The sequence below is a fragment of the Sphingobium fuliginis genome (assembly GCF_015074805.1).
Taxonomy (GTDB): Bacteria; Pseudomonadota; Alphaproteobacteria; order Sphingomonadales; family Sphingomonadaceae; genus Sphingobium; species Sphingobium fuliginis.
In genome coordinates this window covers 2,597,397-2,620,896 of the sequence record NZ_CP060035.1, presented here as the reverse complement: position 1 = coordinate 2,620,896, position 23,500 = coordinate 2,597,397, and the positions used below count along the sequence as shown (strand labels likewise).

Below are 23,500 nucleotides of genomic sequence, written 5' to 3'. Positions count from 1 at the left end.
ATGTTGCTCTGTGGCCTACCCTCTTGAATCCCGCCGCCCACAAGCGCAAGGAGACCCGAAAAGGAGTCCCGCCCATGTTCCGCCAGCTCACCAAAAGCCTCTACGTCTCTCCGCAGATCAGCGTCGATCAGGTGGCGGAAGCCAAGGCGCTGGGCGTGACGGTGATCATCAACAACCGCCCCGACGACGAAGAGCCGGGCCAGACCAACGGCGCGGAGATCGAGGCCGCAGCCAGGGCCGCCGGCATCGCCTATGCCGCCGTCCCCGTGGCCCATGGCGGCTTCGCGCCCTGGCAGCTCGACGGCATGGCCGCCGCGCTGGAGCAGGCGGGCGAGGGCAAGATACTCGCCTATTGCCGCTCCGGCACGCGCAGCACCTTGCTCTGGGCGCTGACCCGCGCCCGCGCGGGCGACCATCCGGCGGCGCTGACCGAGCAGGCCGCCTCCGCCGGCTATGACGTCACGCCCGTCCGCCAGATCATGGACGCGCTCGCCGCCGGTTGATGGCTTCCCCAGCGGAAACCTATGACGCCGTCGTCCTGGGCGCTGGCGGCGCTGGCCTGATGTGCGCGGCCGTGGCGGGCCAGCGGGGCAGGCGCGTCCTCGTCATCGACCATGCTGATCAGGCAGGGAAGAAAATCCTGATTTCCGGCGGCGGCCGCTGCAACTTCACCAATATCCACACCGCGCCCGACCGCTACCTGTCCGCCAACCCTCATTTCGCCAAATCGGCGCTGGGCCGCTACACGCCGCAGGATTTCCTCGGGCTTGTCGAACGCCACGGCATCGCCTGGCACGAAAAGACTCTGGGCCAGCTCTTCTGCGACCAGAGCGCGCGCCAGATCGTCGCCATGCTGCTGGCCGAATGCGAGGCGGGCGGCGTCACCATCCGGCTCGACCACGCCATCGCCGCCGTCACCCATGCCGATGGCCGGTACTGCGTCACCCATGGCGACAGGACCGCCACGGCCCCGGCGCTGGTCATCGCCACCGGCGGCCCCTCCATCCCCAAGATCGGCGCAACCGCCCTTGCCTATGACCTCGCCCGCCAGTTCGGGCTCAAGGTGGTGGAACCCCGACCGGCGCTGGTGCCCCTGACCCTCGGCGGCGAAGAGCTGCTCTTCCGCTCGCTCTCCGGCGTCTCGACCGAGGTCATCGCACGCCATGGCAAGACCGCCTTCCGCGAAGCCGCGCTGCTCACCCACCGGGGCCTGTCCGGCCCGGCGATCCTGCAGATTTCATCCTATTGGCGGCATGGCGACTCCATCGCTCTCGACCTCCTGCCCGACCAGCCGCAAGGCTGGCTGACGGAGGCGAAGCGCGGCAGGCCGCGCGCCACGCTGATGCAATGCCTGCGCGGCCACCTGCCCGACCGTCTGGCCGACGCCCTGGCGGAGCGGCTGGCGCTTCCCGGCGACCTGGGCAACGTCCCGGATCGCAAGCTGCAGGACGCCGAACGCCGCCTGTCGGCCTGGCCCTTCACGCCCAATGGCACCGAAGGCTTCGCCAAGGCGGAGGTCACCAGCGGCGGCATTTCGACCGCGGGATTGTCCTCGCAAACGATGGAGGCGCGCCACCTCCCCGGTCTCTATGCCATTGGCGAAGCGGTCGACGTCACCGGCTGGCTGGGCGGCTATAATTTCCAATGGGCCTGGGCGAGCGGCTGGGTAGCGGCCCAATATCTCTAGAGCGCGCTGCGTTAAATCAGGCGCAGGCCGCGCGCTCTAAGCTTTTGTTGTCGCATCGTTTAAGCGCAAAACCGGTTCCCACTTTTGCGCACGATGCTCTTAAAAAAGCAGCCCCGGCGCAAGGGAACGCCGGGGCCACAAAGAGGGATGTCCCGGCGGGAGGGGGGAGAAGGCCGGGACAAGAGGGAAATAGGAAGAGCTATTTCAGTTTCAAGATGCTACGGAGAATTTTCTTGGGGCTGGTGCGTCTACTTCGCGCCTGGCGATGGCTGATAGGGAACAGTCGCCATTCAAACCCCATCATGAGGATGGAGCCAGCGCCGGTCATCCCCGCCTTGGCTTCAACATCGACTGAGCGTCAGGATATCTCCCTATGCATTTCCGCCGGAGCCGACCCGAACGCCATCAGAGCCGCATTGATCATCTGCCGGTGGGCGTCGCTTCCCCTTGCCACATCCCGCCAATCCTGCCCGGTCATCGATCCATGACTGTCCTGCCAGATTTTGGAGGCGACCGAGTCCACTTCATCGGCGGTGGGCCTTCGCTGTTCAGCGAAACATTCCATCAAGAGGGCGTGAAAAACCTTTCCCGCAAACGGCTTTGCAACCGGCATAAGGCCTCCTCTCCGACAGTATTTTATAGATTTCCGTAAGGGAAATTGAATGGCCGCCCGAGTCGAGTCAAGCCGTGCCGATCTGCCATCGTGGTGAATTTCCGCCTTAACCCGGCGGTTTTGCTGCTCTAACTCTTAAGGATTATCTCTTCGGCAAGGGAGTCTGCGAGGGTTATCCGCACTCCACCGTCACATGCTCCATGCGCGGCAGGGCGCGGACCTGGCGGCGCACGGCGGCGACATCGGCGCCGGGGGCCAGGCTGACGATCGCGGCATGGGCATGCGGCCCGATGCGCCAGACATGCAGGTCGCGGATGGTCGCCCCTTCCGTCTCGGCCAGCGCCTTGATCCGCGCCATCAGAGCCGGTTCGGCCGTGTCGAGCAGGATCGCGGCGGTATCCTTCATCAGCCCCCAGGCCCAGCGCGCGATCACCACCGCGCCCAGCAGGCCGACGGCGGGGTCCAGCCACCACCAGCCCATATAGCGCCCCGCCAGCAACGCCATGATCGCCAGCACCGACGTCAGCGCGTCGGTCAGCACATGCACATAGGCGGCGCGCAGATTATTGTCGGCATGGCCATGCCTGTGATCATGATCATGCCCGTGATCATGGCTATGGTCATGTCCCAACAGCAGGGCGCTGATCAGGTTGATGACCAGGCCGATCACCGCGACCAGCGTCGCTTCGCCAAAGGCCACCTTCACCGGTTCGAAGAAGCGCATCACGGACTCGACGGCGATGAACAGGGCGGTGAAGGCCAGGATCAGCGCGGAGGCGAAGCCGGACAGGTCGCCCACCTTGCCTGTCCCGAACGTATAGCGCGGGTTGCGCGCATGCCGCCGGGCATAGCCATAGGCGGCCGCCGCCACCGCCAGCGCGCCGGCATGGGTCGCCATGTGGAAGCCGTCGGCCAGCAGCGCCATCGACCCGGTCAGCCAGCCGAAGACGATCTCGACCACCATGGTCGCCGCGGTCAGCCACACCACCCAGATCGTCTTGCGAGCATTCTCGTCATGTCCGCGCGTCAGGTAGATATGGTCGAAATAATGGCTTTCCTCGCCATCATCCGCATTGGCCACCGGAATGCCATGCACATGATCATGGTCCTCAGGATGATGGTGGCCGCCATGGCCATGGTCGTCGTGCATGCTCATTTCCCGTAGCGCCGGATCAACGCCAGCATTTCCTCCGCCGCAGCCTCTCGCGCTGCGTCGCTGATGCCCGGCCGGGCGACATGTTCGCGCATATGCTGCTCGATCAATTCTTCCATCAGGCTGCCGACCGCACCCCGCACGGAGGCGACGAGTTGCAACGTTTCCGAACAACCCGCGTCGCCCGACAATTGCCGCTCGACGGCGCCGATCTGCCCCGCGATGCGCCGCACCCGCGCCAGCAGCTTGTCCCGATCCGCCACGATATGCATAGGGTACCCCCCTATACTATGCCGGTCTGAAAATCAATCCGTGCATTTCCCCGCACAGCCCCTAACAAGGGTGCGATGGCGACCATGACCGATTGCGACGTGGCGATAGTGGGCGGCGGCCTTGCCGGCAGCCTGACCGCGCTCGCCCTCGCGGCGCGCCACCCGCATGTCTCCCTGCGCCTGCTGGAAAGCGGCGACAGGCTGGGCGGCAATCATATCTGGTCCTTCTTCGACAGCGACGTTGACGCCGGGGACCGCTGGCTGGTCGAGCCCCTGATCGCCCATCGCTGGCCGGAGGGTTATGAGGTCCGCTTCCCCGGCCACTGCCGCCAACTTGCCGTGCCTTATAACAGCATCACCTCGGCGCGCCTCGACGCCCATGTCCGGGAGCGGCTTGGCGATGCCGTGCTGACCGGCGCGCAGGCCACCGGGCTGACGCCCACCAGCGTCACCCTGTCCGACGGCCGCGTCGTCCGCGCCAAGGCCGTGCTCGACGCCAGAGGGGGCGACGATCTTTCCGCCCTGCGCTGCGGCTGGCAGAAATTCGTCGGCCAGACCCTGCGCCTGCATGCTCCGCACGGCCTTTCCCGCCCAGTCATCATGGACGCCACGGTCGAGCAGATGGACGGCTATCGCTTCGTCTATCTGCTGCCCTGGGACGAGCGGACCGTCTTCGTCGAGGATACTTATTATAGCGACACGCCGGACCTGGACGCGCCTACGCTCAACGCCAGGATCGCCGCCTACGCACAGGCGCAGGGCTGGCGGGTCGAGGGGGTCGTTCATAGCGAGAGCGGCGTCCTTCCGGTCGTCCACGGCGGCGATTTCGACCGCTTCTGGCCGCAGGACGATCCGGTCGCGCGGCTGGGCGCAAGGGCGGCGCTATTCCAGCCCATGACCGGCTATTCCCTGCCCGATGCGGTGCGCTTCGCGCTGCGTCTGGCGAATGAATGGCCGGTGGAGGGGCAACTGCTCGCCCAGGCCACACGCGGTTGGGCGCGGGACCATTGGCGGCGGGGCGCTTATTACCGGCTGCTCGGCCGCATGCTGTTCGACGCTGCCAGGCCGGACCAGCGCTGGCGCATCTTCGAACGTTTCTATCGGCTTGATCCCTCCCTTATCGGCCGCTTCTATGCGGGCCGCTCGACGCTCGGGGATCGCATCCGCATCTTGTGCGGGCGGCCCCCCGTGCCCATAAGGGACGCCATGCGCGCCCTGTTGAGCCCTCCCGCCTGATGAACCGGACCCGATGAACCGGAAAGCGATCGTCATCGGCGCGGGCTTCGGCGGCCTTGCGCTGGCCATCCGCCTGCAATCCGCCGGAATCGACACCACTCTGGTCGAGGCACGCGACCGGCCGGGGGGGCGCGCCTATATGTGGGAAAAGGACGGCTTCGTCTTCGACGCCGGGCCGACCGTCATCACCGATCCCGACTGCCTGGGCGAGTTGTGGCGCCTTTCGGGCCACGACATGGCGGAGGATGTCAGCCTCGTCCCCGTCTCCCCCTTCTACCGGCTCAACTGGCGCGACGGCACGAATTTCGACTATTCCAACGACGAAACCGCCCTCCGCGCCCAGATCGCCCGGCTCAATCCGGAGGATGTCGCGGGCTATGAAAGCTTCCTCGACTATGCCGACGGCGTTTATCAGGAGGGGTATAGAAAGCTCGGCTCGGTCGCCTTCCTCGACTTCGCCTCCATGGTCCGCGCCGCGCCCGCGCTGATGAAGCATCAGGCGTGGCGCTCCGTCTATTCCGTGGTTTCCTCCCATGTGAAGGATGAGAAGCTGCGGCAGGCGCTCTCCTTCCACACGTTGCTGGTCGGCGGCAATCCGATGCAGACCAGCTCGATCTACGCCCTGATCCACAAGCTGGAGAAGGATGGCGGCGTCTGGTTCGCCAAGGGCGGCACCAACCGCCTCGTCCAGGCGATGGCCACGCATTTCGAGCGGCTGGGCGGCACGCTGCGCCTCGCCGATCCGGTGGTGCAGATCGAAACCTATGGCGACCGCGCCGTTGCCGTGCGCACCGCTTCGGGCTGGCGGGGGGAGGCGGATGCCGTCGCCTCCAACGCCGACCTGATGCACAGCTATCGCGACCTGATCGGCCATCATCCCAGGGGCGAGAAACAGGCGGCGAAGCTTGCCCGCAAGCGCTGGTCGCCCAGCCTGTTCGTGCTGCATTTCGGCATCCGGGGAAGCTGGCCGGGCATCCCGCACCATATGATCCTGTTCGGCCCGCGCTATGAAGGGCTGCTGACCGACATCTATGATTATGGCGTGCTGCCGCAGGATTTTTCGCTCTACCTGCACCATCCGACCGTCACCGACCCCAGCATGGCGCCGGAGGGCCATTCGACCTTCTACGCGCTTGCCCCGGTGCCGCATCTGGGCAAGCTGCCTATCGATTGGGACCGTTTCGCGCCGGCCTATGCGGAACGTATCCTCGACGAGATCCAGCATCGCCTGATTCCGGACATCCGCTCGCGCATCGTGACGCGGTTCCATTATGCGCCGCCAGACTTCCGTCGCGACCTGTCGGCGCATCTGGGCAGCGCATTCAGCCTGGAGCCGCTGTTGACCCAGAGCGCCTGGTTCCGCGCGCATAATCGCGACGACGTCATTCCCAACCTCTATCTGGTAGGGGCGGGCACGCATCCGGGGGCGGGCATTCCCGGCGTGGTCGGCAGCGCCAAGGCGACGGCCGCATTGATGCTGGAAGACCTGGCCTGACACATGAAGGATTTATGAAGAGACTGGCTGTCTATTGCGGCTCGGCCACCCCGGCCGATCCCGCCTATGTCGAATCCGCCCGCCATGTCGGACGCATCCTCGCCGAACGGGGCATCGGCGTCGTCTATGGCGGTGGCCGGCTGGGACTGATGGGCGCGGTGGCCGATGCGGCGCTGGAAGCGGGTGGGGAGGTGATCGGCGTCATCCCCGAAGCGCTGGTCGGGGCCGAAGTCGCCCATCGCGGCTGCACGGAACTGCACGTCGTCCAGACCATGCACCAGCGCAAGCAGCTTTTCACCGACCTGTCCGACGGCTTCGTGACCTTGCCGGGCGGCGTCGGCACGATGGATGAATTGTGGGAAGCGATCAGTTGGGCGCAGCTCGGCTATCACCGCAAGCCGGTCGGCCTGCTCAATGTCGCGGGCTTCTATGACCAACTCATCGCCTTCAACCAGCATATGGTGGAGGCGGGCTTCATCCGCGCGCAGCACGCCAATATCCTGATCCATGCCAACGCGATCGAGGCATTGCTCGACAGGATGGCGGCCTATCAGCCACATGAAACCATCTTCGCGATGAAGGCGGATCGGCTGTGATCCCATAGCAGGACCCGTTCCGAGAAACGGGAAGCGCTGAGCCACGCTGCGGACAAGTTCGGAATGCCGGGAAATGGCCAATCCAAGACATTCCCCTCCCGTAAACGGGAGGGGTTAGGGGTGGGCGCGAGCGTAGCGAGCTTCCAGCTTAGCCGTTGAAAATTCACGCTGATGTCGCGCCAGCCCACCCCCTAGCCCCCTCCCGCAGGCGGGAGGGGGAATGTCCGCAATCCACCCAAATCACCCAATCCGGCGAGTCTTGAATTTGTCCACGCCGGATAGCCGTTTCTCAACTTCGCTCGAAATGAACGGAGGTCGGGTGACTTTGGCGCCTGCGCAGGGCATGTCCTGACCATGTCCTCCGAATTTCCTGACCGCCCCTCCCTCATCGCCCAGGCTCGCGACAGCATCGCCAGGGGTTCCAAATCCTTCGCGCTCGCTTCCAGACTCTTCGACCGTTCCACCCGCGAACGGGCATGGCTGCTCTACGCCTGGTGCCGCAAATGCGACGACATCGCGGACGGGCAGGACCATGGCGGCACGATGCGCGGCGTCGCGGACGGTCAGGCGCGCCTTTCCACCATCCGCGTGCTGACCGGTTCGGCGCTTCAGGGCGAACCCACCGGAGACCCGGCCTTCGACGGCTTCGGCCTCGTCATGCGCGAATGCGCGATTCCGGAGCGCTACGCTCATGACCTGATCGAAGGCTTCGCCCTCGACGCACGCGAATGGCGCCCCCGCAGCGAGACGGACATGCTGCGCTACTGCTACCATGTGGCAGGCACGGTCGGCTGCATGATGGCTATCCTGATGGGCGTCGATCCCGGCGACGAAGCCACGCTCGACCGCGCCTGCGACCTGGGCCTTGCCTTCCAGCTTGCCAATATCGCCCGCGACATCAGCGAGGATGAGGCCGCCGACCGCTGCTACCTGCCGGAGGAATGGCTGGTCGAAATGGACATCCCGCCGGGCGAGCATATGAAGCCGTGGGTCCGCCCGCGCCTCGCCATCCTTGCCCGTCGCATGGCCGGCATGGCCGCCGCCTATGAGGAAAGCGCCCGCCACGGCACCGGCGCCCTGCCGCCGCGATCCGCCTGGGCGGTCCTCGCCGCCGCCGGCATCTATGGCGACATCGCCCGAGAAGTGGCGCGCCGGGGCGACCATGCCTGGGACCATCGCGTCACCACGCCGAAAGGCGACAAGCTCCGCTGGGTCCTTCGCGCGGGCCTTCAGGTGCCGGGCCGCGCCCGCCGCTGGCCCGCCGGAACATCGCGGCCGGACACGCTCTGGACCCGCCCCCGGACCTGACAAAAAAAGGGACCGATACTTGCGCATCGGTCCCAAGGCATGTTCGCAGGAGGAACAAGGTGGGGCGGGCGGGCCGTCCTTACCGGCCCGCCCTGCCAAACTTACGGATTGTAGGCGCGCTCGCCATGTTCGCCGAGGTCGAGGCCTTCCAGTTCGACCTCCTTGCTGACGCGCAGGCCGGTGACCGCCTTGGCGATGAAGATGGCGATGGCGGTGCCGATCGACGCCCAGACGATGGTGGTCAGGACCGCTTCGATCTGGACGACCAGCTTGGCGCCCATGTCATAGTCCGCAGCGCCCGGACCGCCCAGCGAGGGCGAGTAGACGATGGCGGTGCCGATGGCGCCGATCATGCCGCCGATGCCGTGGATGCCGAAGGCGTCCAGCGAGTCGTCATAGCCGAGCTTCGGCTTGAGGACGGTGACGGCATAGAAGCAGACGATCGAAGCGACGGCGCCCAGGACGATCGCACCGAAGGGGCCGGAATTGCCGGCGGCCGGGGTGACGGCGACCAGACCGGCGATGATGCCCGAACAGAAGCCCAGGGCCGAACCCTTGTGGCCGTTGACGCGCTCGGCAAGCATCCAGAACAGACCGGCGGAGGCGGTGGCGACGAAGGTGTTGATCATCGCGAGAGCGGCCGAGCCATTGGCTTCCAGCGCCGAACCGGCGTTGAAGCCGAACCAGCCGACCCACAGCAGGCCGGTGCCGACACCGGTCAGCGTCAGGCTGTGCGGCGGCATCGGTTCCTTGGGGAAGCCCACGCGCTTGCCCAGAATGAGGCAGGCGACCAGCGCCGAGACGCCGGCGTTGATGTGGACCACGGTGCCGCCCGCGAAGTCCAGCGCGCCAGCCTTGAAGAACAGGCCGCTCGCTGCCCAGACCATGTGCGCGATCGGGAAGTAGACGATGGTCAGCCACACGATGGCGAACACCATCACGGCCGAGAATTTGATGCGCTCGACCACCGAACCCAGCACCAGCGCCACGGTGATCGCGGCAAAGGTCATCTGGAAGCTGACGAACACATATTCGGGGATTTCGACGCCTGCGGTGAAGGTCGCCGCCTGCGATGCGGGCGTGATGCCCTTCAGGAAGGCCTTGTCGAAGGTCGAGATGAAGTTGCTGAGGCCGCTGGTGTAATCCGGGCCGAACGCCATGGAATAGCCGTAGATCACCCAGATCAGCATGGCGAGGCAGGCCACGGCGCCGATCTGCGTCATGACCGACAGCATGTTCTTGGTGCGGACCAGGCCGCCATAGAACAGCGCCAGGCCAGGCAGGATCATCGCCAGCACCAGGACCGTGGAGGTCATCATCCAGGCCGTATCGCCCTTGTCGACGGTGGCCGCGGGCGCGGCGGCCTGTGCCCAGGCGGGCATCGCGGCGAACAGCGACAGGCCCATGGCCCCCGCGACGCCGCTAAGCTTCTTGGAAAAGGTCATTAATTCCCCCCTTACAGAGCGGTTTCGCCGGTTTCGCCGGTGCGGATGCGCACTGCCTGCTCGACATCGAGAACGAAGATCTTGCCATCGCCGATGGCGCCGGAATTGGCGGCGGCCTGGGTGGCTTCCACGACGCGCGGCGCGAGGTCGTCGTCGCAGACCACCTCGATCTTGATCTTCGGAACCATGTTGGTCGAATATTCGGCGCCGCGATAGATTTCGGTCTGCCCCTTCTGGCGGCCGAAGCCCTTCACTTCGCTCACCGTCATGCCGGCGATGCCGAGCGAGGAAAGTGCCTCGCGGACATCGTCAAGCTTGAACGGCTTGATGATAGCCATGACAAGTTTCATGTCGCCCCCTGTTACTGGTGTGCGACAAACTACTCAGCAAGAGGCGTGCCAATTCGTAAAAGGCGGGTTAATGCGGGCTTTTGATGCGGTGCGTCAAAACAGGGCGCTGAAAAAATGGGCAGCGTCAGGACGATGCTTAAAAATTAGGCACGGCCGTTGCCTATGATCAGGCCCCCCAATTGGGATGAAGCCATCCGCCAATCGTAACGAAGTCATCCCCACGTCATGCTGAAACAGCCCAGCATGACGGAGGAGTGGGGTAAAGCCTTACCAAGCCTTCACCAACTTCCACCTTCCTTCGCCGCTTCTTCCTCGCCCGGTCTGTTCGCACGACCCAGCGTCGCATTACGATGCGGAAAGCGGCCGAAGCGTTCAATCATCTCATAATGCTCCCGCGCAAAGGCCAGCGACTTCTCGTCGCCCGCTCCCTCGAACAGGCTTAGCGAAAGTTTCTGGTCGTCCAGCGCTTCGCTGTGCTGGAAGGGCATGTAGAAGAACAGACGCCCCGCCCCGCCGATCTGGATGTCATAGCCATGGGCAACCGCACCGCGCGCCACTTCCCTGGCAAGAGGATCGGTCGAAAACGCCGCCGCCGATCCCCTGAACATGTTGCGCGGCAACTGGTCGAACAGCAACACCGCCGCCAGCGCGTCATCTGCCCGCTCCAGAAACTCTTCGGCGGGCAAATGGCGCTTTTCCTCCCATAATGCGCGGAAGCGCGCCTGACAGGCCCGGTCCAGCGCCGGATCATGGCTCCACCACCCCTGTTCCCCGATCCGGTTGAACCAGAAATCCAGCAGGGCAGCCGCCCAATCGGCGGTCACCGCATCATGGCTGTCGGTCAGCATGTTCATGAAAGAGATAAAGACGCACTCTTACGCTGGTTCCTCCGCCCGTGGCGTTGGTGCCTCAGGTCGCCGTGCCGCCCACGGTAAGGCCCTCCATCAGCAGGGTGGGCTGGCCCACGCCCGCCGGCACGCTCTGCCCGGCCTTGCCGCACATGCCGATGCCTTCGTCCAGCGCCCAGTCATGGCCGATGCCGATCACCTTGGTCAGCGCCGTCGGCCCGTCACCGATCAGCGTCGCGCCCTTGATCGGCTCGCCCAGCCTGCCATTCTCGACCTTGTACGCCTCGGTGCAGGAGAAGACGAACTTGCCCGACACGATGTCAACCTGCCCGCCGCCGAAGCTTTTCGCGAATATGCCCGACTTCATCCGGCTCAGCAGTTCTTCCGGATCGTCCTGTCCGCCCTTGATGAAGGTGTTGGTCATGCGCGGCATCGGGGCGTGCGCATAGCTTTCGCGGCGGCCGTTGCCGGTCGGCTCCACACCCATCAGCCGGGCGTTCAGCCGGTCCTGCATATAGCCCTTGAGGATGCCGTCCTCGATCAGCACATTTTCCTTCGTCGGCGTGCCCTCGTCATCGATGGAGAGCGAGCCGCGCCGGCTCATGATCGATCCGTCGTCGACCACCGTGACGCCCGGCGCGGCGACCTGCTGGCCCACGCGGCCGGAAAAGGCGCTGGTGCCCTTGCGGTTGAAGTCGCCTTCCAGGCCGTGCCCAATGGCTTCATGCACCAGCACGCCCGGCCAGCCCGGTCCCAGCAGCACGGTCATCTCGCCCGCGGGCGCGGCCACGGAACGCAGGTTGACCCGCGCCTGCGCCAGCGCCTCGTCAATGGCGCGGTTCCAGATGGCGGGTTCCATCACCTCATCGTAGAGATAGCGCCCGCCAATGCCGAACACGCCCGTCTCCCGGCGGCCATTCTCCTCCAGGATGACGGAGACGTTGAGCCGCACCAGCGGGCGGATGTCGGTCGCGGTAAAGCCGTCGGCGCGCACGATCTCGACCACCGACCAGCTTCCCGCCAGGCTCACCGACACCTGCGCGACGCGCGGATCGCGGGCGCGGGCGGCGGCGTCGATGGCGGCGCAGAGCGTCACCTTCTCGGCAAAGGGGACGATCTCCAGCGGATTGACGTCGGTATAGAGATGGCGGTTGGTGTGCTGCGGCGGCGGCGCGGGCTGCCCCTTGGCCGGATCGAGCAGCGTCAGCGTCTCGGCCGCCCGGCGGATCGCGGTTTCGCTGATGTCGTTGGCATGGGCGAAACCGGTCATCTCGCCCGACACGCCGCGCAGGCCGAAGCCCGCATCGGTCGAATAATCGGCGGTCTTCAGCCGCCCGTCATCGAATCCGAAGCTCTCGCTCGCCCGATATTGCAGGTAGAGTTCGCCATCGTCGCAGCCTTTCAGCGCCTCGGCGGTCAGGCGGCGCGCGCCGTCAGGATCGAGCAGGCCGGGCCGGTAGAGCAGGCCGCGGGCGTCGGTGAACTGGGGAGCAGCATCGGTCATGCCGTCCGATATAGGGGCGGCAGAGGCTGAGCCCAATTAAAAAAGCATTTCCGTCATCCCCGCTAAGGCGGGAATGACGATTTGAATGGGATTGCCCTACTTAAAGGCTGGCGCCCGAAGGAATATCCGGCAGCCCGGCGATTTCCGGGGTATCCGCAACGCTGCCGGCCAGCACGAAGCGGCGGTCGCAATAACCGCAGTCGATATAGCCATGCTCATCGATCTCAAGGAAGACGCGCGGATGGCCGAGCGCGGCGGGAATGTCGCCCGAACCGTCGCAGGAGACGCGGGACTTGGTGACTCGGATGATTTCAGGCGGCTGGATCATGGCCGCACCGATTAGCAGCGCTGGCGCTGCGCCGCAATATCCGTGGAGACGGGGCTTACATCAGCAGCAATGGCGGCTTCTTTTTCGGGCAGGGCTTCTCCACGCCCAGGTCCACCGCCTTGGCCGGCGCTTCCCAATCCAGGCAATCGCGGGCGGCCGCCAGCGAAACCGGCGAAAACATCAGCAGGAAGGGGGCCACCGTTCCAGCGAGAAGAAGCGTGAGAGACATGATGCAAGTGCCTCACAAAAGCGTTCCGTTGCCGGAACCTTACGCCATTCCCCCGGCCGCGGGAACAGCTTTCTCGAAGAAGGGGGCATGGTGGGCGATGACGGGCTCGAACCGCCGACATTCTCGGTGTAAACGAGACGCTCTACCAACTGAGCTAATCGCCCGATGCCTGTCCTGATGCCAAGCGTCCGGTGCGCGCCTATCTACGGCAATCCGGGCGTCGGTCAAGCGGCGATGCGCACCGGTACGTCACGCGCACAGGAAACGGCGGCTGGCGGTGAACCAGCGGGTCAGCGCCTCCGCCGTGTGGTCGGCCAGCGCGATGAAGACGCGGCGCCCGTCATGCGGATCGGCCTGCCTGTCGACAAAGCCCATCTCGGTCAGCGTCCTGATCCAGCGCAGCGCGGTGGTGGGCGGCACGGCCGATGCGATGCACAGGCTGGACACGGACACGCGCTCATGCTCCAGCCGCGCCGCCAGCAGGTCCAGCAGCATGTCCCAGGCCGGGTCAGCGAACAGATCGGCGGGCAGGAAATCGTCGCGCAATCGACGCGCCCGCAACAGGTCGCGCACCTGCGCCGCTTCCAGGGCCGCGGCATCGGCGGACTTGTCGGCGCTGCCGATCGGTTCCAGCGCCGGCATGCCGATATAGTCGCTCGGCTCGTCCGATATGCGGGGCCCCAGTTCGAAGGACGGCGTCGCATGGCGCGGGCGCAGCGTCAGCGCCTCCAGCGTGCGGGCGAGGCGGCTCACCTCGTCGCTCAACTGTTGCAACCGCAGGCCTTCATTATCCCGGTTCGCCTCGTGCAGCGATCCGGACGGCCTCTGGCGGGCGGCCGCCAGAAGGGCGGCGGCCAGATCCGTATGCCCCGGCCGGCAAAGCAATTGCGTCCGCTCGCTGCGCAGGCAGGCATAGGCAAGATCGACGGTTCCCAGATCGGCCACCAATATGACCGGCATGTCGTTCTGCAGGGCCAAGGTCTCGATCTGCACCAGCAGCCGCTCGATCATCGGATCGGGCGTCGGGCAGAAGCACAGGATGATGTCGCAGCCGATCTGCACGTCCAGCCGGGTCGACGCCTGGTCCAGCGGCACCGCGCCCAGCAGCCGAAGGCCCGCCGCCTGGCTCAGCATCGCGGCGTCGTCCAGATAGATGTCGTCGGCCAGGATCAGCAGGCCCGGCCGCTCGTCCCGCGCGCCGAAGGGTTGGTCCAGGGATGCGCCGAAACCGATCTCATCATGATCCAAACCCACGCCGAAAATCTCCATCCTGTTTGTTCCAGCTTATCGCAACGCCGTCGTTACGCAGCCAAACCATTCTCCATTATGGAGATAATGCCGCCCATCGCGTTCACGGAGCGCTCTGTAAACGGCTCTTTTCCGGCCTCACCGTAACGGACCGCCAAAATGGAGCCTCGATCCCCGCCGAAATGGCGGGAATGGCGGCATTCCCTTAGTTCATCCGAAACGGATCAAGTTTTGCGCGTTCTTTTGCTCAAACCGCCTTTTGCTCAGACAGCGGTGCGCCGCGCAAAGTCGATATAGAGCGTGCGCAGCCGCATCGCGAGCGGGCCGGGCTTGCCGTCCCCGATGGCCCGGCCGTCGATCCGCACCACCGACTGGCAGAGCGTCGACGCGCTGGTGATGAAGGCTTCCTTCGCCGCCAACGCTTCCGCAACGGTGAAGGGACGGCGGACGATGGCGATGCCGCTTTCCTCCGCCAGCGCGGTCAGCGCCGCGCCGGTGCAGCCCGCCAGCACCGCCTGACTATAGGGCCGGGTGACGATGCCCTCCTCCGTCACGATGAAGGCGGTGGACGAAGCCCCCTCCGTGACAAAGCCGTCCTCGACCATCCAGGCCTCCTGCGCGCCTGCTTCGGCGGCGGCGCGCTTGGCCATGGCCTGGGCGAGCAGGCCGACGCTCTTGATGTCGCGCCGCGCCCAGCGCAGGTCGGGCATGGTCGCGACCGCGATCCCGTTGCGCACGGCGGGCACGTCGAGGAAAGGCTTGGCCTGGACGAACATGACCAGCGTGGGCTGGATGCCGGGCGAGGGCAGGAAATCGCGGGTCGCATCGGCGCCGCGCGTGATCTGGAGATAGACCAGCCCTTCGGCCAGCGCATTGCGCGCCACCAGTTCCTTCTGTGCCGCCTCGATCTCCGTCAGGGAGAGGGGCAGGGCGATGCCGATCGCTTGGGTGGACCGCTCCAGCCGGGCGAGATGGGACGCGCTGTCGACCAGCTTGCCGTCGATCACCGCCGCGACCTCATAAATGCCGTCCGCGAACAGGAAACCGCGATCCAGCACGGAGACCTGGGCTTGCTCCAGCGGCAGGAAGCGGCCGTTCAGATAGGCGATGGACATGGGATGACGATGAAATCCTTGAGGGAATAGATGGCTGATGTTGCCGCTTGTGTTGGCCGGGTCAAGCTTATGAGCGGATTTGTACCCTCTCCCCTAAACCCGCGCTAAGCCGCCTGCCCGCGCAACGCCTTCTGCCGCCGCCGCTGCACCGATGACCCGATCCCCATCGCCTCGCGATATTTGGCGACGGTGCGGCGGGCGATGTCCATGCCCTTGGCGCGCAGCAGGTCGACCAGCGTGTCGTCGGACAAGATGGCGTCGGGCGTCTCCGCCGCGATCAGCGCCTTGATGTGGCTCTTGACTGCCTCAGCCGACACCGCGCCGTCGCCCCCGGCCGCAGAAACGCCGCTGGTGAAGAAATATTTGAGTTCGTAAAGCCCGCGCGGGCAGGACAGATATTTGTTCGACGTCACCCGGCTGACGGTCGATTCATGCATCTGGATCGCATCGGCCACGGCCTTCAGCGTCAGCGGCTTCAGATGCTCCACGCCCTTGCGGAAGAAATCCTCCTGCTGGCGGACGATCTCGCTCGCGACCTTGATGATGGTCTTCTGCCGCTGGTCGAGCGCCTTCACCAGCCAGTTGGCGCTGGCGAGGCAGTCGGCCAGCCAGGCCTTGGACGTCTTGTCCTGCGGACCGGACGCCAGCTCGACATAATAGGTCCGGTTGATCAGCACGCGGGGCAGGGTGGCGCTGTTGACCTCGATCGCCCAGCCCTCCCGCGTCGGCCGCACGAACAGGTCGGGCGTCACCGGCGCCGCGCTCTCGGTGGAAAAGCGCAGGCCGGGCTTGGGATCATAGCCGCGCAGCTCGCGGATCATGTCCGCCATATCCTCCTCATCCACGCCGCAGATCCGGCGCAACTGGGGGAGGGCACCTTTGGCGAGCAGGTCCAGATTGGCGAGCAGCTTCGCCATGCAGGGATCGTAGCGATCGACCTCCTTGGCCTGCAATGCCAGGCATTCCGACAGCGACCGCGCCCCGACCCCCGTCGGATCGAAACCCTGGATCACCGCCAGCACCTGCTCGACCTGATAAAGCGGCACGCCCATGCCATGGGCGGTCTCCAGCAGATTGGCCTCCAGATAGCCGGCCTCGTCGATCTGCCCGATCAGTTGCGCGGCGATCATCAGGTCCATGCCCGACAGCGCGCTGCGGGCCTGATCCATCAGATGTTCCTGAAGGCCCTGCTCCGGATTGGCGAAGCTGTCGAAATCCGGCGCCTCGCCGCTGCCGCCGGACAGCAGGTCCATGCCGCCGGAACCGATGGCCGCCGTCGCCATCCGGTCGCCCGGCCCATCGTCGATGAAGGTCTCCGCGCTATAGTCGACGTCCAGCGGCGAATCCGCGCCGCCCAGGCCCTGGCCGATCAACTGGTCAGCGTCCCCGGTCTCGGCGCGCAGGTCATGCTGTTCCGCCGCCCGGTCCACGCCGTCGGCGGGCGGCGCGAAATCATCCGCTCCGCCGGATTCCAATAACGGGTTCTTTTCCAGTTCGCCCGCGACGAACGCCTCGATCTCCAGATTGGACAGCGCCAGCAGCTTGATCGCCTGCTGAAGCTGCGGCGTCATCACCAGCGACTGGCTCTGCCGCAGGTCGAGACGGGGCGCGAGCGCCATCAGCCTTCCCCCTCGCCGCCGTCAGGAAGGACCCGCCCGCCGCCCATGTCAGAGCGAGAAATTCTCGCCCAGATAGAGCCGACGCACATCGGCATTGGCGACCAGCTCCGTCGGGCTGCCCGCGAACAGCACCTTGCCGTCATAAATGATGCAGGCGCGGTCCACGATCTCCAGCGTCTCGCGGACATTATGGTCGGTGATGAGGACGCCGATGCCGCGCGTCTTCAACTGCTTCACCAGGTCGCGAATATCCGCGATGGACAGCGGATCGATGCCCGCGAACGGCTCGTCCAGCAGCACGATCGACGGATTGGCCGCCAGAGCGCGGGCGATCTCGCACCGCCGCCGCTCGCCGCCCGACAGCGCCATGGCGGAGGAATCGCGCAGCCGGGTCAGGCCGAATTCCTCCAGCAACTGTTCCAGCCGCGCCTGCCGCGCCGCCCTGTCCGGTTCCGCCAGTTCCAGCACCGCGCCGATATTCTGCGCCACGGTCAGGCCGCGGAAGATCGATGTTTCCTGCGGCAGATAGCCCAGCCCCAATATCGACCGGCGGTACATGGGCAGGCCGGTGATGTCCTGCCCGTCCAGCACGATGCGGCCATGGTCCGGCCGCACCAGCCCCATCACCGAATAGAAGCAGGTCGTCTTGCCCGCGCCATTGGGGCCGAGCAGGCCGACCACCTCGCCCTTGCCGACGGTCAGCGACACATCGGCCAGCACGACGCGCTTGTCATAGCTTTTGGCGATGGAGATGACGGACAGGCCTTCTCCCACTTCCTGCGGGGGAAGGGGCGATGCCGGGGCTGAGCGGTCCTGCATCATCACGTCGTCCATCACGTCATCCTTGCTGCCGCATGCTTCTTGCGGGTTGATTCCATGACCCGCGCGGCAATTGGCAAGCTTTGTGCATGGGATCGCCGCCGGGGCAAGGGGAAAATGGTTCCATGCGCCTTTTAGGGCTGTGAAAGGCCGCAAGATTGGGACTGGCGGTGGCGCTTTCAATGACGATGGCGGGAAGCATCCTCGGTTGGCGAGCGCGCCCGGCAATATTTTCCAACCAGCCAACCATATGCTGCCCGCATACGCATCGCTGCGTTTCCGAACTTGGCGATGATGAGACTATTGGATCTCAAGGAAAATGGTGCGGTCGAGAAGACTCGAACTTCCACGGCCTTTCGGCCACAACGACCTCAACGTTGCGCGTCTACCAATTCCGCCACGACCGCACATTTTCCGGGAACCGGCGGGGCCGGTGCCTTGGTAGGAGGCGGCCCTTAGCAAAGGCTTTTTCCTCATGCAACAACCGATCTTCATTTGCGTTGTTTTGGTCGGAGAAAGTCAGGGGGCGGGTGAAGGATAGAGGAAGGGTTGCCCCATGTCCGCGCGTTTCTGGTTGTTTTCATGTGCATGTGCCGGGGTGGCGCTGACCGGCGGCTTCGGTCTGGGCCTGTACGCCACGACACAGCCCAGGCCTGGAACCGAAACCTCCTTGCCGCAGGCGGTCAGTCCCGACGGGACCGGTTACGACATGGGGTCGGCCGATCTGACCGGCCCCGCCATCGTTCGCTGCGACGGCTGCGGTCCGACGCTTGCGGACAGGCAGATGGCGGCCGACATGGCTGGCTGGGACGGAATGAACGATCCTGTTGTGCGCGATTATGCGGCGCAGGGGGACGAGATGGCGCCTGATCATGCCGAACCGCCCCAGACCGTCCGAACGTGGCCGGCCTCCATCGAAAGATTCGCCGATGGCGAGAGCGCAGGCAGTTTCCAGCCCGTCCGGATCGCGCAGGCGCCCGAAAGCAGAACGTCCGCCGAGGAAGCCCCGGCGGACGCTGCCCTGTCTTACTGAACCGGCCGCTTATTCGGCGGCAACGACCTGCGTCGGCGCATCGCTCAGCGGATGGGCGAGGCGGTTCACCATTTCCTTCGGGCAGACCTGCCAGAAGTAGCGGCGCCAGCGGTCCCAATCGTCCAGGATCGTGTTCGACCATTTGCTGTCGGTCGCCACCGCATGCTGGGCGATCAGCGCCTTCAGCTCCGCCTCCCAATGGGCGCTTTCCAGCCGCTGCCAGACGATGCTTTCCGGATTGGCGCGTGTCGGGAAGCTGCCGTCCTCGTCCAGGATGAAGGCCATGCCGCCCGTCATGCCCGCGCCGAAATTGGCGCCGGTTCTGCCCAGGATGACCGCGGTGCCGCCGGTCATATATTCGCAGCCGTTCGCGCCGCAGCCCTCGACCACCACCTGAGCGCCCGAATTGCGGACGGCGAAGCGTTCCCCGGCCTGTCCCGCCGCGAACAGCTTCCCGCTGGTCGCGCCGTAGAGCACGGTGTTGCCGATGATGGTGTTGTCCTTGCTCGACAGCGGCGAGGACACCGTGGTGCGCACCGTGATGATGCCGCCCGACAGCCCCTTGCCGACATAGTCGTTGGCGTCGCCGAAGACCTCCAGCTTGATGCCCTTGCACAGGAAGGCGCCCAGGGACTGGCCGGCCGAACCGCGCAGCCGCACGGTCAGATGGCCGTCCGCCAGCGTCGACATGCCGAACTTCTCCGTGACGGCGGCCGACAGGCGGGTGCCCACGGCGCGATGCGTGTTGCGCACCGTATAGGTGAGCTGCATCTTCTCGCCGCGTTCGAACACCGCGCGGGCGTCCTTCATCATCTGCGCGTCAAGGCTGTCGGGCACCGGGTTGCGCCATTCCGTCAGGCTGAAACGGCGCTGGTCGTCGGGCGCATCCACCTTGGCGAGGATCGGGTTGAGGTCCAGATCGTCCAGATGCTCGGCGCCGCGATTGACCTGCTTCAGCAGTTCGGTCCGCCCGATCACCTCGTCCAGGCTGCGATAGCCCAGACGCGCCAGAATCTCGCGCACTTCCTCCGCGATGAAGGTCATGAGGTTGATGACCTTCTCCGGCGTGCCGGTGAATTTTTCGCGCAGGCGCTCGTCCTGCACGCAGACGCCGACGGGGCAGGTGTTGCTGTGGCACTGGCGCACCATGATGCAGCCCATGGCGACCAGCGACAGTGTGCCGATGCCGAACTCTTCCGCGCCCAATATCGCCGCGATCACGATGTCGCGGCCGGTCTTGAGCCCGCCGTCGGTACGCAGCTTCACCCGATGGCGCAGGCCGTTGAGCGTCAGCACCTGATTGGCTTCGCTGAGGCCCATTTCCCAGGGCGTGCCCGCATATTTGACCGACGTCTGCGGCGAAGCGCCGGTGCCGCCGACATGGCCCGCGACCAGGATGACGTCTGCGTGGGCCTTCGCCACGCCCGCCGCCACGGTGCCGATGCCCGCCTGGCTGACCAGCTTGACGCAGACGCGGGCGCGGGGATTGATCATCTTGCAGTCGTAGATGAGCTGCGCGAGATCCTCGATCGAGTAGATGTCATGGTGCGGCGGCGGCGAGATCAGCGTCACGCCCGGCGTCGCGTGACGCAGCTTGGCGATGAACTCGGTCACCTTGAAACCGGGGAGCTGGCCGCCCTCGCCGGGCTTGGCACCCTGCGCGACCTTGATCTCGATTTCCTCGGCCGACCCCAGATACTCCGCATGGACGCCGAAGCGGCCCGACGCGATCTGCTTGATCACTGAATTGGCGTTGTCGCCATTCTCATAGGGTTTGAAGCGGTTCGCATCCTCGCCGCCTTCGCCCGACACGGCCTTGGCGCCGATGCGGTTCATGGCGATGGCCAGCGTCTCATGCGCTTCGGGGCTGAGCGCGCCCAGCGACATGCCCGGCGTCACGAAGCGCTTGCGGATCTCGGTGGTCGCCTCGACCTCGTCGATCGGCACCGCCTCGCGGGCGAAGTTGAATTCCAAGAGGTCGCGCAGATAGACCGGCGGCAAATCGCGCACGCCGCGCGAGAATTGCAGATAGGTCGAATAGCTGTCGGTCGCGACCGAGGTCTGCAACAGGTGCATGAGCTGCGCCGAATAGGCGTGCGTCTCGCCGCCATTGCGCTGGCGGTAGAAGCCGCCTACCGGCAGGCGCACGATGGCGCTGTCATAGGCGGTGTCGTGGCGCAGCTTCGCGCTGTAGTGGAGCGACTGATAGCCCTCGCCCGAAATCTTCGCGGGCATTCCGGGGAACAGGTCGTTGACCAGCGCGCGGCTGAGGCCCACCGCTTCGAAATTATAGCCGCCGCGATAGCTGCTGATGACCGCGATGCCCATTTTGGACATGATCTTCAGCAGGCCTTCGTTGATGGCGATGCGATAGCGTTCGAAGCAGGCGTCCAGCGTCAGATCGCCGAACAGCCCCCGCGCATGGCGGTCGGCGATGCTGGCTTCGGCCAGATAGGCGTTCACCGTGGTCGCGCCGACGCCGATCAGCACCGCGAAATAATGGGTGTCGAGCGCTTCGGCGCAGCGCACGTTGATCGACGCATAGCTGCGCAGGCCCTTGCGGACGAGATGCGTATGCACCGCCGCCGCCGCCAGCACGCCGGCGATGGCGACGCGGTCGGCGTTGACATGCTCGTCGGTCAGGAAGATTTCGGTGCGGCCTTCGCGCACGGCCTGTTCCGCTTCCTCCCGGATGCGGGCGATGGCGGCGCGCAACTGCTCCTGCCCGCCCTCGGCCGGGAAGGTGCAGTCGATCTCGGCCACCGCAGGGCCGAAATGCCCCTTCAGCTTCGCCCATTCGGAAGAGGTCAGCACCGGCGAATCCAGCACCAGCACATGGCTGTTCTGCGCGTCCTGCTCCAATATGTTGTGGAGGTTGGAAAAGCGCGTCTTCAGGCTCATGACATAGCGTTCCCGCAGCGGATCGATCGGCGGGTTGGTGACCTGGCTGAAATTCTGGCGGAAGAAATGGCTGACCGTGCGCGGCTTGTCGGAAATGACGGCCAGCGGCGTGTCGTCGCCCATCGATCCGACGGCTTCCTTCGCATCCTCGACCATCGGCGCGAGGATCAGCTCCATGTCTTCAAGCGTCAGGTTGGCGGCGACCTGACGGCGCGTCAGTTCGGCCTTGTCCCATGAAGGCAGGGCACTGGGCACATCGCCCAGATCATTGACCGTCATGAAGTCCTTGATCAGTTCCGAATAGGGGCGCTCGCCCGCAATCTGGTCCTTGATCTCATGATCGTCGTAGATCGTGCCTTCCTGCAGGTCGACGGCGATCATCTGGCCCGGACCCATACGGCCCTTCCGCACGATGGTGGTTTCGGGCACGACGACCATGCCGGTTTCCGAACCCACGATCAGCAGATTGTCGCCGGTCAGCGTGTAGCGCAGCGGGCGCAGCGCATTGCGGTCGACGCCCGCCACGACCCAGCGGCCGTCGGTCATCGCCAGCGCGGCGGGGCCGTCCCACGGCTCCATCACGGAGGCGAGATATTCATACATGTCCGCATGCGCCTGGGGCAGTTCGGCGCTGGCCGACTGATAGGCTTCGGGCACGAGCATCAGCTTCGCGGTCGGCGCGTCGCGGCCCGAACGGCAGATGGCTTCGAACACGGCGTCGAGCGCGGCCGTATCGGACGCGCCCGCCGGGATCACCGGCTTGATGTCCTCCGACTGCTCACCGAAGGCGAGCGAAGCCATCTTGATCTCGTGGCTCTTCATCCAGTTCTTGTTGCCGCGGATGGTGTTGATCTCACCATTATGCGCGAGCGTGCGGAACGGCTGGGCCAGCCACCATTGCGGGAAGGTGTTGGTCGAATAGCGCTGGTGGAAGATCGCGACCCGGCTCTCGAACCGCTCGTCCTGCAGGTCGGGATAGAAGACCGACAGCGATTCCGCGAGGAACAGGCCCTTGTAGATGATCGAGCGGCACGACAGCGAGCAGATGTAGAAATCCTGAATCTGCGCGGCGATCACCTTCTTCTCGATCCGGCGGCGGATGAGGTAGAGGTCCTTTTCGAACTCGGCCTGATCGCGTTCTTCCGGCATGGGACCGGCGATCATGATCTGCTCGATTTCCGGACGGGTGCGCTGCGCCTTCTCCCCGATGACGGAGACGTCGACGGGCACCTGGCGCCAGCCATAGATGGTGTAGCCCGCGTCGATGATCTCCGCCTCGACGATGGTGCGGCAGGTTTCCTGCGCGCTCAAATCCGTGCGCGGCAGGAAGATCATGCCGACGGCAAGGCGGTTGGGCAGCGGCTTGTGGCCGGAGTCGGCAATGGCGTCATCGAAGAAACGCACCGGCAGGTCGACATGGATGCCCGCGCCGTCGCCGGTCTTGCCGTCGGCGTCGACCGCGCCGCGATGCCAGACGGCCTTCAGCGCGTCGATGGCGCTGGCGACCACGCGACGGCTCGGGCGGCCGTCCGTCGCGGCGACCAGTCCGACGCCGCAGGCATCGCCTTCCATTTCCGGGTGATACATGCCCTCGGCCGCGATCCGTGCGCGTTCTTCGGGGCTGGCCATGAAATTGGTGTCGGTCATGATGACTTACCCTTGCCTGTGGCCGTCCCTGTCTTTGGGTAAGGCCGCTGTCAT

21 protein-coding genes and 2 tRNA genes are annotated in these 23,500 nt (G+C 65.5%); 7 read left to right on the top strand and 16 right to left on the bottom strand.

All coding sequences use genetic code 11. The annotated features are described in order from the left end of the window. The first annotated feature begins 74 nt into the window (after positions 1–74). Both H5V43_RS12685 and H5V43_RS12680 read left to right on the top strand, forming a co-directional pair. Entirely contained in the window at positions 75–503 is a 429-nt protein-coding gene (locus H5V43_RS12685) for a protein tyrosine phosphatase family protein (RefSeq protein ID WP_025551865.1), read from the top strand. Beyond that, positions 503–1,687, top strand: a complete 1,185-nt coding sequence (locus H5V43_RS12680) for a BaiN/RdsA family NAD(P)/FAD-dependent oxidoreductase (protein WP_025551864.1) — start codon at positions 503–505, stop codon at positions 1,685–1,687. The genes H5V43_RS12685 and H5V43_RS12680 overlap by 1 nt, the downstream gene beginning before the upstream one ends. A gap of 358 nt (positions 1,688–2,045) precedes the next feature. Here H5V43_RS12680 and H5V43_RS12675 read toward each other — a convergent pair whose 3' ends face one another. From H5V43_RS12675 to H5V43_RS12665, 3 genes are all read right to left on the bottom strand, one after another. Beyond that, on the bottom strand, positions 2,046–2,300 hold the full coding sequence (locus H5V43_RS12675) for a hypothetical protein (RefSeq protein ID WP_044661247.1): 255 nt from the start codon (positions 2,298–2,300) through the stop codon (positions 2,046–2,048). Between the two features lie 172 nt (positions 2,301–2,472). After that, positions 2,473–3,456 (bottom strand): CDF family Co(II)/Ni(II) efflux transporter DmeF, encoded by a 984-nt coding sequence (gene dmeF / locus H5V43_RS12670; protein WP_025552135.1) that lies wholly within the window; start codon positions 3,454–3,456, stop codon positions 2,473–2,475. Then, positions 3,453–3,725: a metal/formaldehyde-sensitive transcriptional repressor gene (locus H5V43_RS12665; protein ID WP_025552137.1), complete on the bottom strand. Its 273-nt coding sequence runs from the start codon at positions 3,723–3,725 to the stop codon at positions 3,453–3,455. The genes dmeF and H5V43_RS12665 overlap by 4 nt, the downstream gene beginning before the upstream one ends. A 75-nt stretch (positions 3,726–3,800) precedes the next feature. Here H5V43_RS12665 and crtY point away from each other — a divergent pair, with 75 nt between their 5' ends. From crtY to H5V43_RS12645, 4 genes are all read left to right on the top strand, one after another. Next, a complete protein-coding gene (gene crtY, locus H5V43_RS12660) occupies positions 3,801–4,961 on the top strand; it encodes a lycopene beta-cyclase CrtY (protein WP_025552138.1) in 1,161 nt (386 codons plus the stop codon). A 13-nt stretch (positions 4,962–4,974) separates the two neighbouring features. Next, complete coding sequence (locus tag H5V43_RS12655; RefSeq protein ID WP_025552140.1) at positions 4,975–6,456, top strand: phytoene desaturase; 1,482 nt, start codon at positions 4,975–4,977, stop codon at positions 6,454–6,456. A 14-nt stretch (positions 6,457–6,470) separates the two neighbouring features. Further along, the gene (locus H5V43_RS12650; RefSeq protein ID WP_025552142.1) at positions 6,471–7,052 is read left to right on the top strand and encodes an LOG family protein; all 582 of its coding nucleotides are present in this window, start codon (positions 6,471–6,473) and stop codon (positions 7,050–7,052) included. Between the two features lie 354 nt (positions 7,053–7,406). Next, on the top strand, positions 7,407–8,360 hold the full coding sequence (locus H5V43_RS12645) for a phytoene/squalene synthase family protein (protein WP_025549957.1): 954 nt from the start codon (positions 7,407–7,409) through the stop codon (positions 8,358–8,360). A gap of 101 nt (positions 8,361–8,461) precedes the next feature. Here the strand turns inward: H5V43_RS12645 and H5V43_RS12640 are convergent, their stop codons facing one another. From H5V43_RS12640 to H5V43_RS12585, 12 genes are all read right to left on the bottom strand, one after another. Continuing rightward, entirely contained in the window at positions 8,462–9,805 is a 1,344-nt protein-coding gene (locus H5V43_RS12640; RefSeq protein WP_025549956.1) for an ammonium transporter, read from the bottom strand. 11 nt (positions 9,806–9,816) lie between these two features. Next, positions 9,817–10,155, bottom strand: coding sequence for a P-II family nitrogen regulator (locus H5V43_RS12635; protein WP_013847864.1), 339 nt, complete (start codon positions 10,153–10,155; stop codon positions 9,817–9,819). Positions 10,156–10,433: 278 nt separating this feature from the next. Further along, positions 10,434–11,009, bottom strand: a complete 576-nt coding sequence (locus tag H5V43_RS12630; protein WP_025549955.1) for a DUF924 family protein — start codon at positions 11,007–11,009, stop codon at positions 10,434–10,436. A 55-nt stretch (positions 11,010–11,064) separates the two neighbouring features. Continuing rightward, complete coding sequence (tldD, locus tag H5V43_RS12625; protein WP_025549954.1) at positions 11,065–12,507, bottom strand: metalloprotease TldD; 1,443 nt, start codon at positions 12,505–12,507, stop codon at positions 11,065–11,067. A gap of 100 nt (positions 12,508–12,607) precedes the next feature. Then, positions 12,608–12,835 carry a zinc-finger domain-containing protein gene (locus tag H5V43_RS12620; protein ID WP_025549953.1) on the bottom strand — a complete coding sequence of 76 codons (228 nt, stop codon included), beginning with the start codon at positions 12,833–12,835 and terminating at the stop codon, positions 12,608–12,610. A 55-nt stretch (positions 12,836–12,890) separates the two neighbouring features. Then, a complete protein-coding gene (locus H5V43_RS12615; RefSeq protein WP_165363344.1) occupies positions 12,891–13,064 on the bottom strand; it encodes a hypothetical protein in 174 nt (57 codons plus the stop codon). A gap of 88 nt (positions 13,065–13,152) precedes the next feature. Continuing rightward, positions 13,153–13,228, bottom strand: a tRNA-Val gene (locus H5V43_RS12610). Positions 13,229–13,313: 85 nt separating this feature from the next. Then, positions 13,314–14,318 carry a winged helix DNA-binding protein gene (locus H5V43_RS12605; protein ID WP_025549952.1) on the bottom strand — a complete coding sequence of 335 codons (1,005 nt, stop codon included), beginning with the start codon at positions 14,316–14,318 and terminating at the stop codon, positions 13,314–13,316. A gap of 257 nt (positions 14,319–14,575) precedes the next feature. Further along, the gene (locus tag H5V43_RS12600; protein ID WP_025549951.1) at positions 14,576–15,427 is read right to left on the bottom strand and encodes a D-amino-acid transaminase; all 852 of its coding nucleotides are present in this window, start codon (positions 15,425–15,427) and stop codon (positions 14,576–14,578) included. Positions 15,428–15,531: 104 nt separating this feature from the next. After that, positions 15,532–17,046 (bottom strand): RNA polymerase factor sigma-54, encoded by a 1,515-nt coding sequence (gene rpoN / locus H5V43_RS12595; RefSeq protein ID WP_099186394.1) that lies wholly within the window; start codon positions 17,044–17,046, stop codon positions 15,532–15,534. A gap of 48 nt (positions 17,047–17,094) precedes the next feature. Beyond that, positions 17,095–17,880, bottom strand: coding sequence for an LPS export ABC transporter ATP-binding protein (lptB, locus tag H5V43_RS12590; RefSeq protein WP_025549950.1), 786 nt, complete (start codon positions 17,878–17,880; stop codon positions 17,095–17,097). Between the two features lie 305 nt (positions 17,881–18,185). Beyond that, positions 18,186–18,272, bottom strand: a tRNA-Leu gene (locus H5V43_RS12585). Positions 18,273–18,421: 149 nt separating this feature from the next. Here H5V43_RS12585 and H5V43_RS12580 point away from each other — a divergent pair. Further along, positions 18,422–18,898: a hypothetical protein gene (locus tag H5V43_RS12580; RefSeq protein ID WP_025549949.1), complete on the top strand. Its 477-nt coding sequence runs from the start codon at positions 18,422–18,424 to the stop codon at positions 18,896–18,898. A 9-nt stretch (positions 18,899–18,907) separates the two neighbouring features. On the opposite strand, the gene gltB is transcribed toward H5V43_RS12580, so the two are convergent. Then, positions 18,908–23,446, bottom strand: coding sequence for a glutamate synthase large subunit (gltB, locus tag H5V43_RS12575; protein WP_025549948.1), 4,539 nt, complete (start codon positions 23,444–23,446; stop codon positions 18,908–18,910). Between the last annotated feature and the right edge of the window lie 54 nt (positions 23,447–23,500).

Excerpts from the sequence above, each read along its gene's own strand:
- H5V43_RS12685 (WP_025551865.1), top strand. The coding sequence starts at position 75 with ATGTTCCGCCAGCTCACCAAAAGCCTCTACGTCTCTCCGCAGATCAGC.
- H5V43_RS12680 (WP_025551864.1), top strand. The coding sequence starts at position 503 with ATGGCTTCCCCAGCGGAAACCTATGACGCCGTCGTCCTGGGCGCTGGC.
- H5V43_RS12675 (WP_044661247.1), bottom strand. The coding sequence starts at position 2,300 with ATGCCGGTTGCAAAGCCGTTTGCGGGAAAGGTTTTTCACGCCCTCTTG.
- dmeF (WP_025552135.1), bottom strand. The coding sequence starts at position 3,456 with ATGAGCATGCACGACGACCATGGCCATGGCGGCCACCATCATCCTGAG.
- H5V43_RS12665 (WP_025552137.1), bottom strand. The coding sequence starts at position 3,725 with ATGCATATCGTGGCGGATCGGGACAAGCTGCTGGCGCGGGTGCGGCGC.
- crtY (WP_025552138.1), top strand. The coding sequence starts at position 3,801 with ATGGCGACCATGACCGATTGCGACGTGGCGATAGTGGGCGGCGGCCTT.
- H5V43_RS12655 (WP_025552140.1), top strand. The coding sequence starts at position 4,975 with ATGAACCGGAAAGCGATCGTCATCGGCGCGGGCTTCGGCGGCCTTGCG.
- H5V43_RS12650 (WP_025552142.1), top strand. The coding sequence starts at position 6,471 with ATGAAGAGACTGGCTGTCTATTGCGGCTCGGCCACCCCGGCCGATCCC.
- H5V43_RS12645 (WP_025549957.1), top strand. The coding sequence starts at position 7,407 with ATGTCCTCCGAATTTCCTGACCGCCCCTCCCTCATCGCCCAGGCTCGC.
- H5V43_RS12640 (WP_025549956.1), bottom strand. The coding sequence starts at position 9,805 with ATGACCTTTTCCAAGAAGCTTAGCGGCGTCGCGGGGGCCATGGGCCTG.
- H5V43_RS12635 (WP_013847864.1), bottom strand. The coding sequence starts at position 10,155 with ATGAAACTTGTCATGGCTATCATCAAGCCGTTCAAGCTTGACGATGTC.
- H5V43_RS12630 (WP_025549955.1), bottom strand. The coding sequence starts at position 11,009 with ATGAACATGCTGACCGACAGCCATGATGCGGTGACCGCCGATTGGGCG.
- tldD (WP_025549954.1), bottom strand. The coding sequence starts at position 12,507 with ATGACCGATGCTGCTCCCCAGTTCACCGACGCCCGCGGCCTGCTCTAC.
- H5V43_RS12620 (WP_025549953.1), bottom strand. The coding sequence starts at position 12,835 with ATGATCCAGCCGCCTGAAATCATCCGAGTCACCAAGTCCCGCGTCTCC.
- H5V43_RS12615 (WP_165363344.1), bottom strand. The coding sequence starts at position 13,064 with ATGTCTCTCACGCTTCTTCTCGCTGGAACGGTGGCCCCCTTCCTGCTG.
- H5V43_RS12600 (WP_025549951.1), bottom strand. The coding sequence starts at position 15,427 with ATGTCCATCGCCTATCTGAACGGCCGCTTCCTGCCGCTGGAGCAAGCC.
- rpoN (WP_099186394.1), bottom strand. The coding sequence starts at position 17,046 with ATGGCGCTCGCGCCCCGTCTCGACCTGCGGCAGAGCCAGTCGCTGGTG.
- lptB (WP_025549950.1), bottom strand. The coding sequence starts at position 17,880 with ATGGACGACGTGATGATGCAGGACCGCTCAGCCCCGGCATCGCCCCTT.
- H5V43_RS12580 (WP_025549949.1), top strand. The coding sequence starts at position 18,422 with ATGTCCGCGCGTTTCTGGTTGTTTTCATGTGCATGTGCCGGGGTGGCG.
- gltB (WP_025549948.1), bottom strand. The coding sequence starts at position 23,446 with ATGACCGACACCAATTTCATGGCCAGCCCCGAAGAACGCGCACGGATC.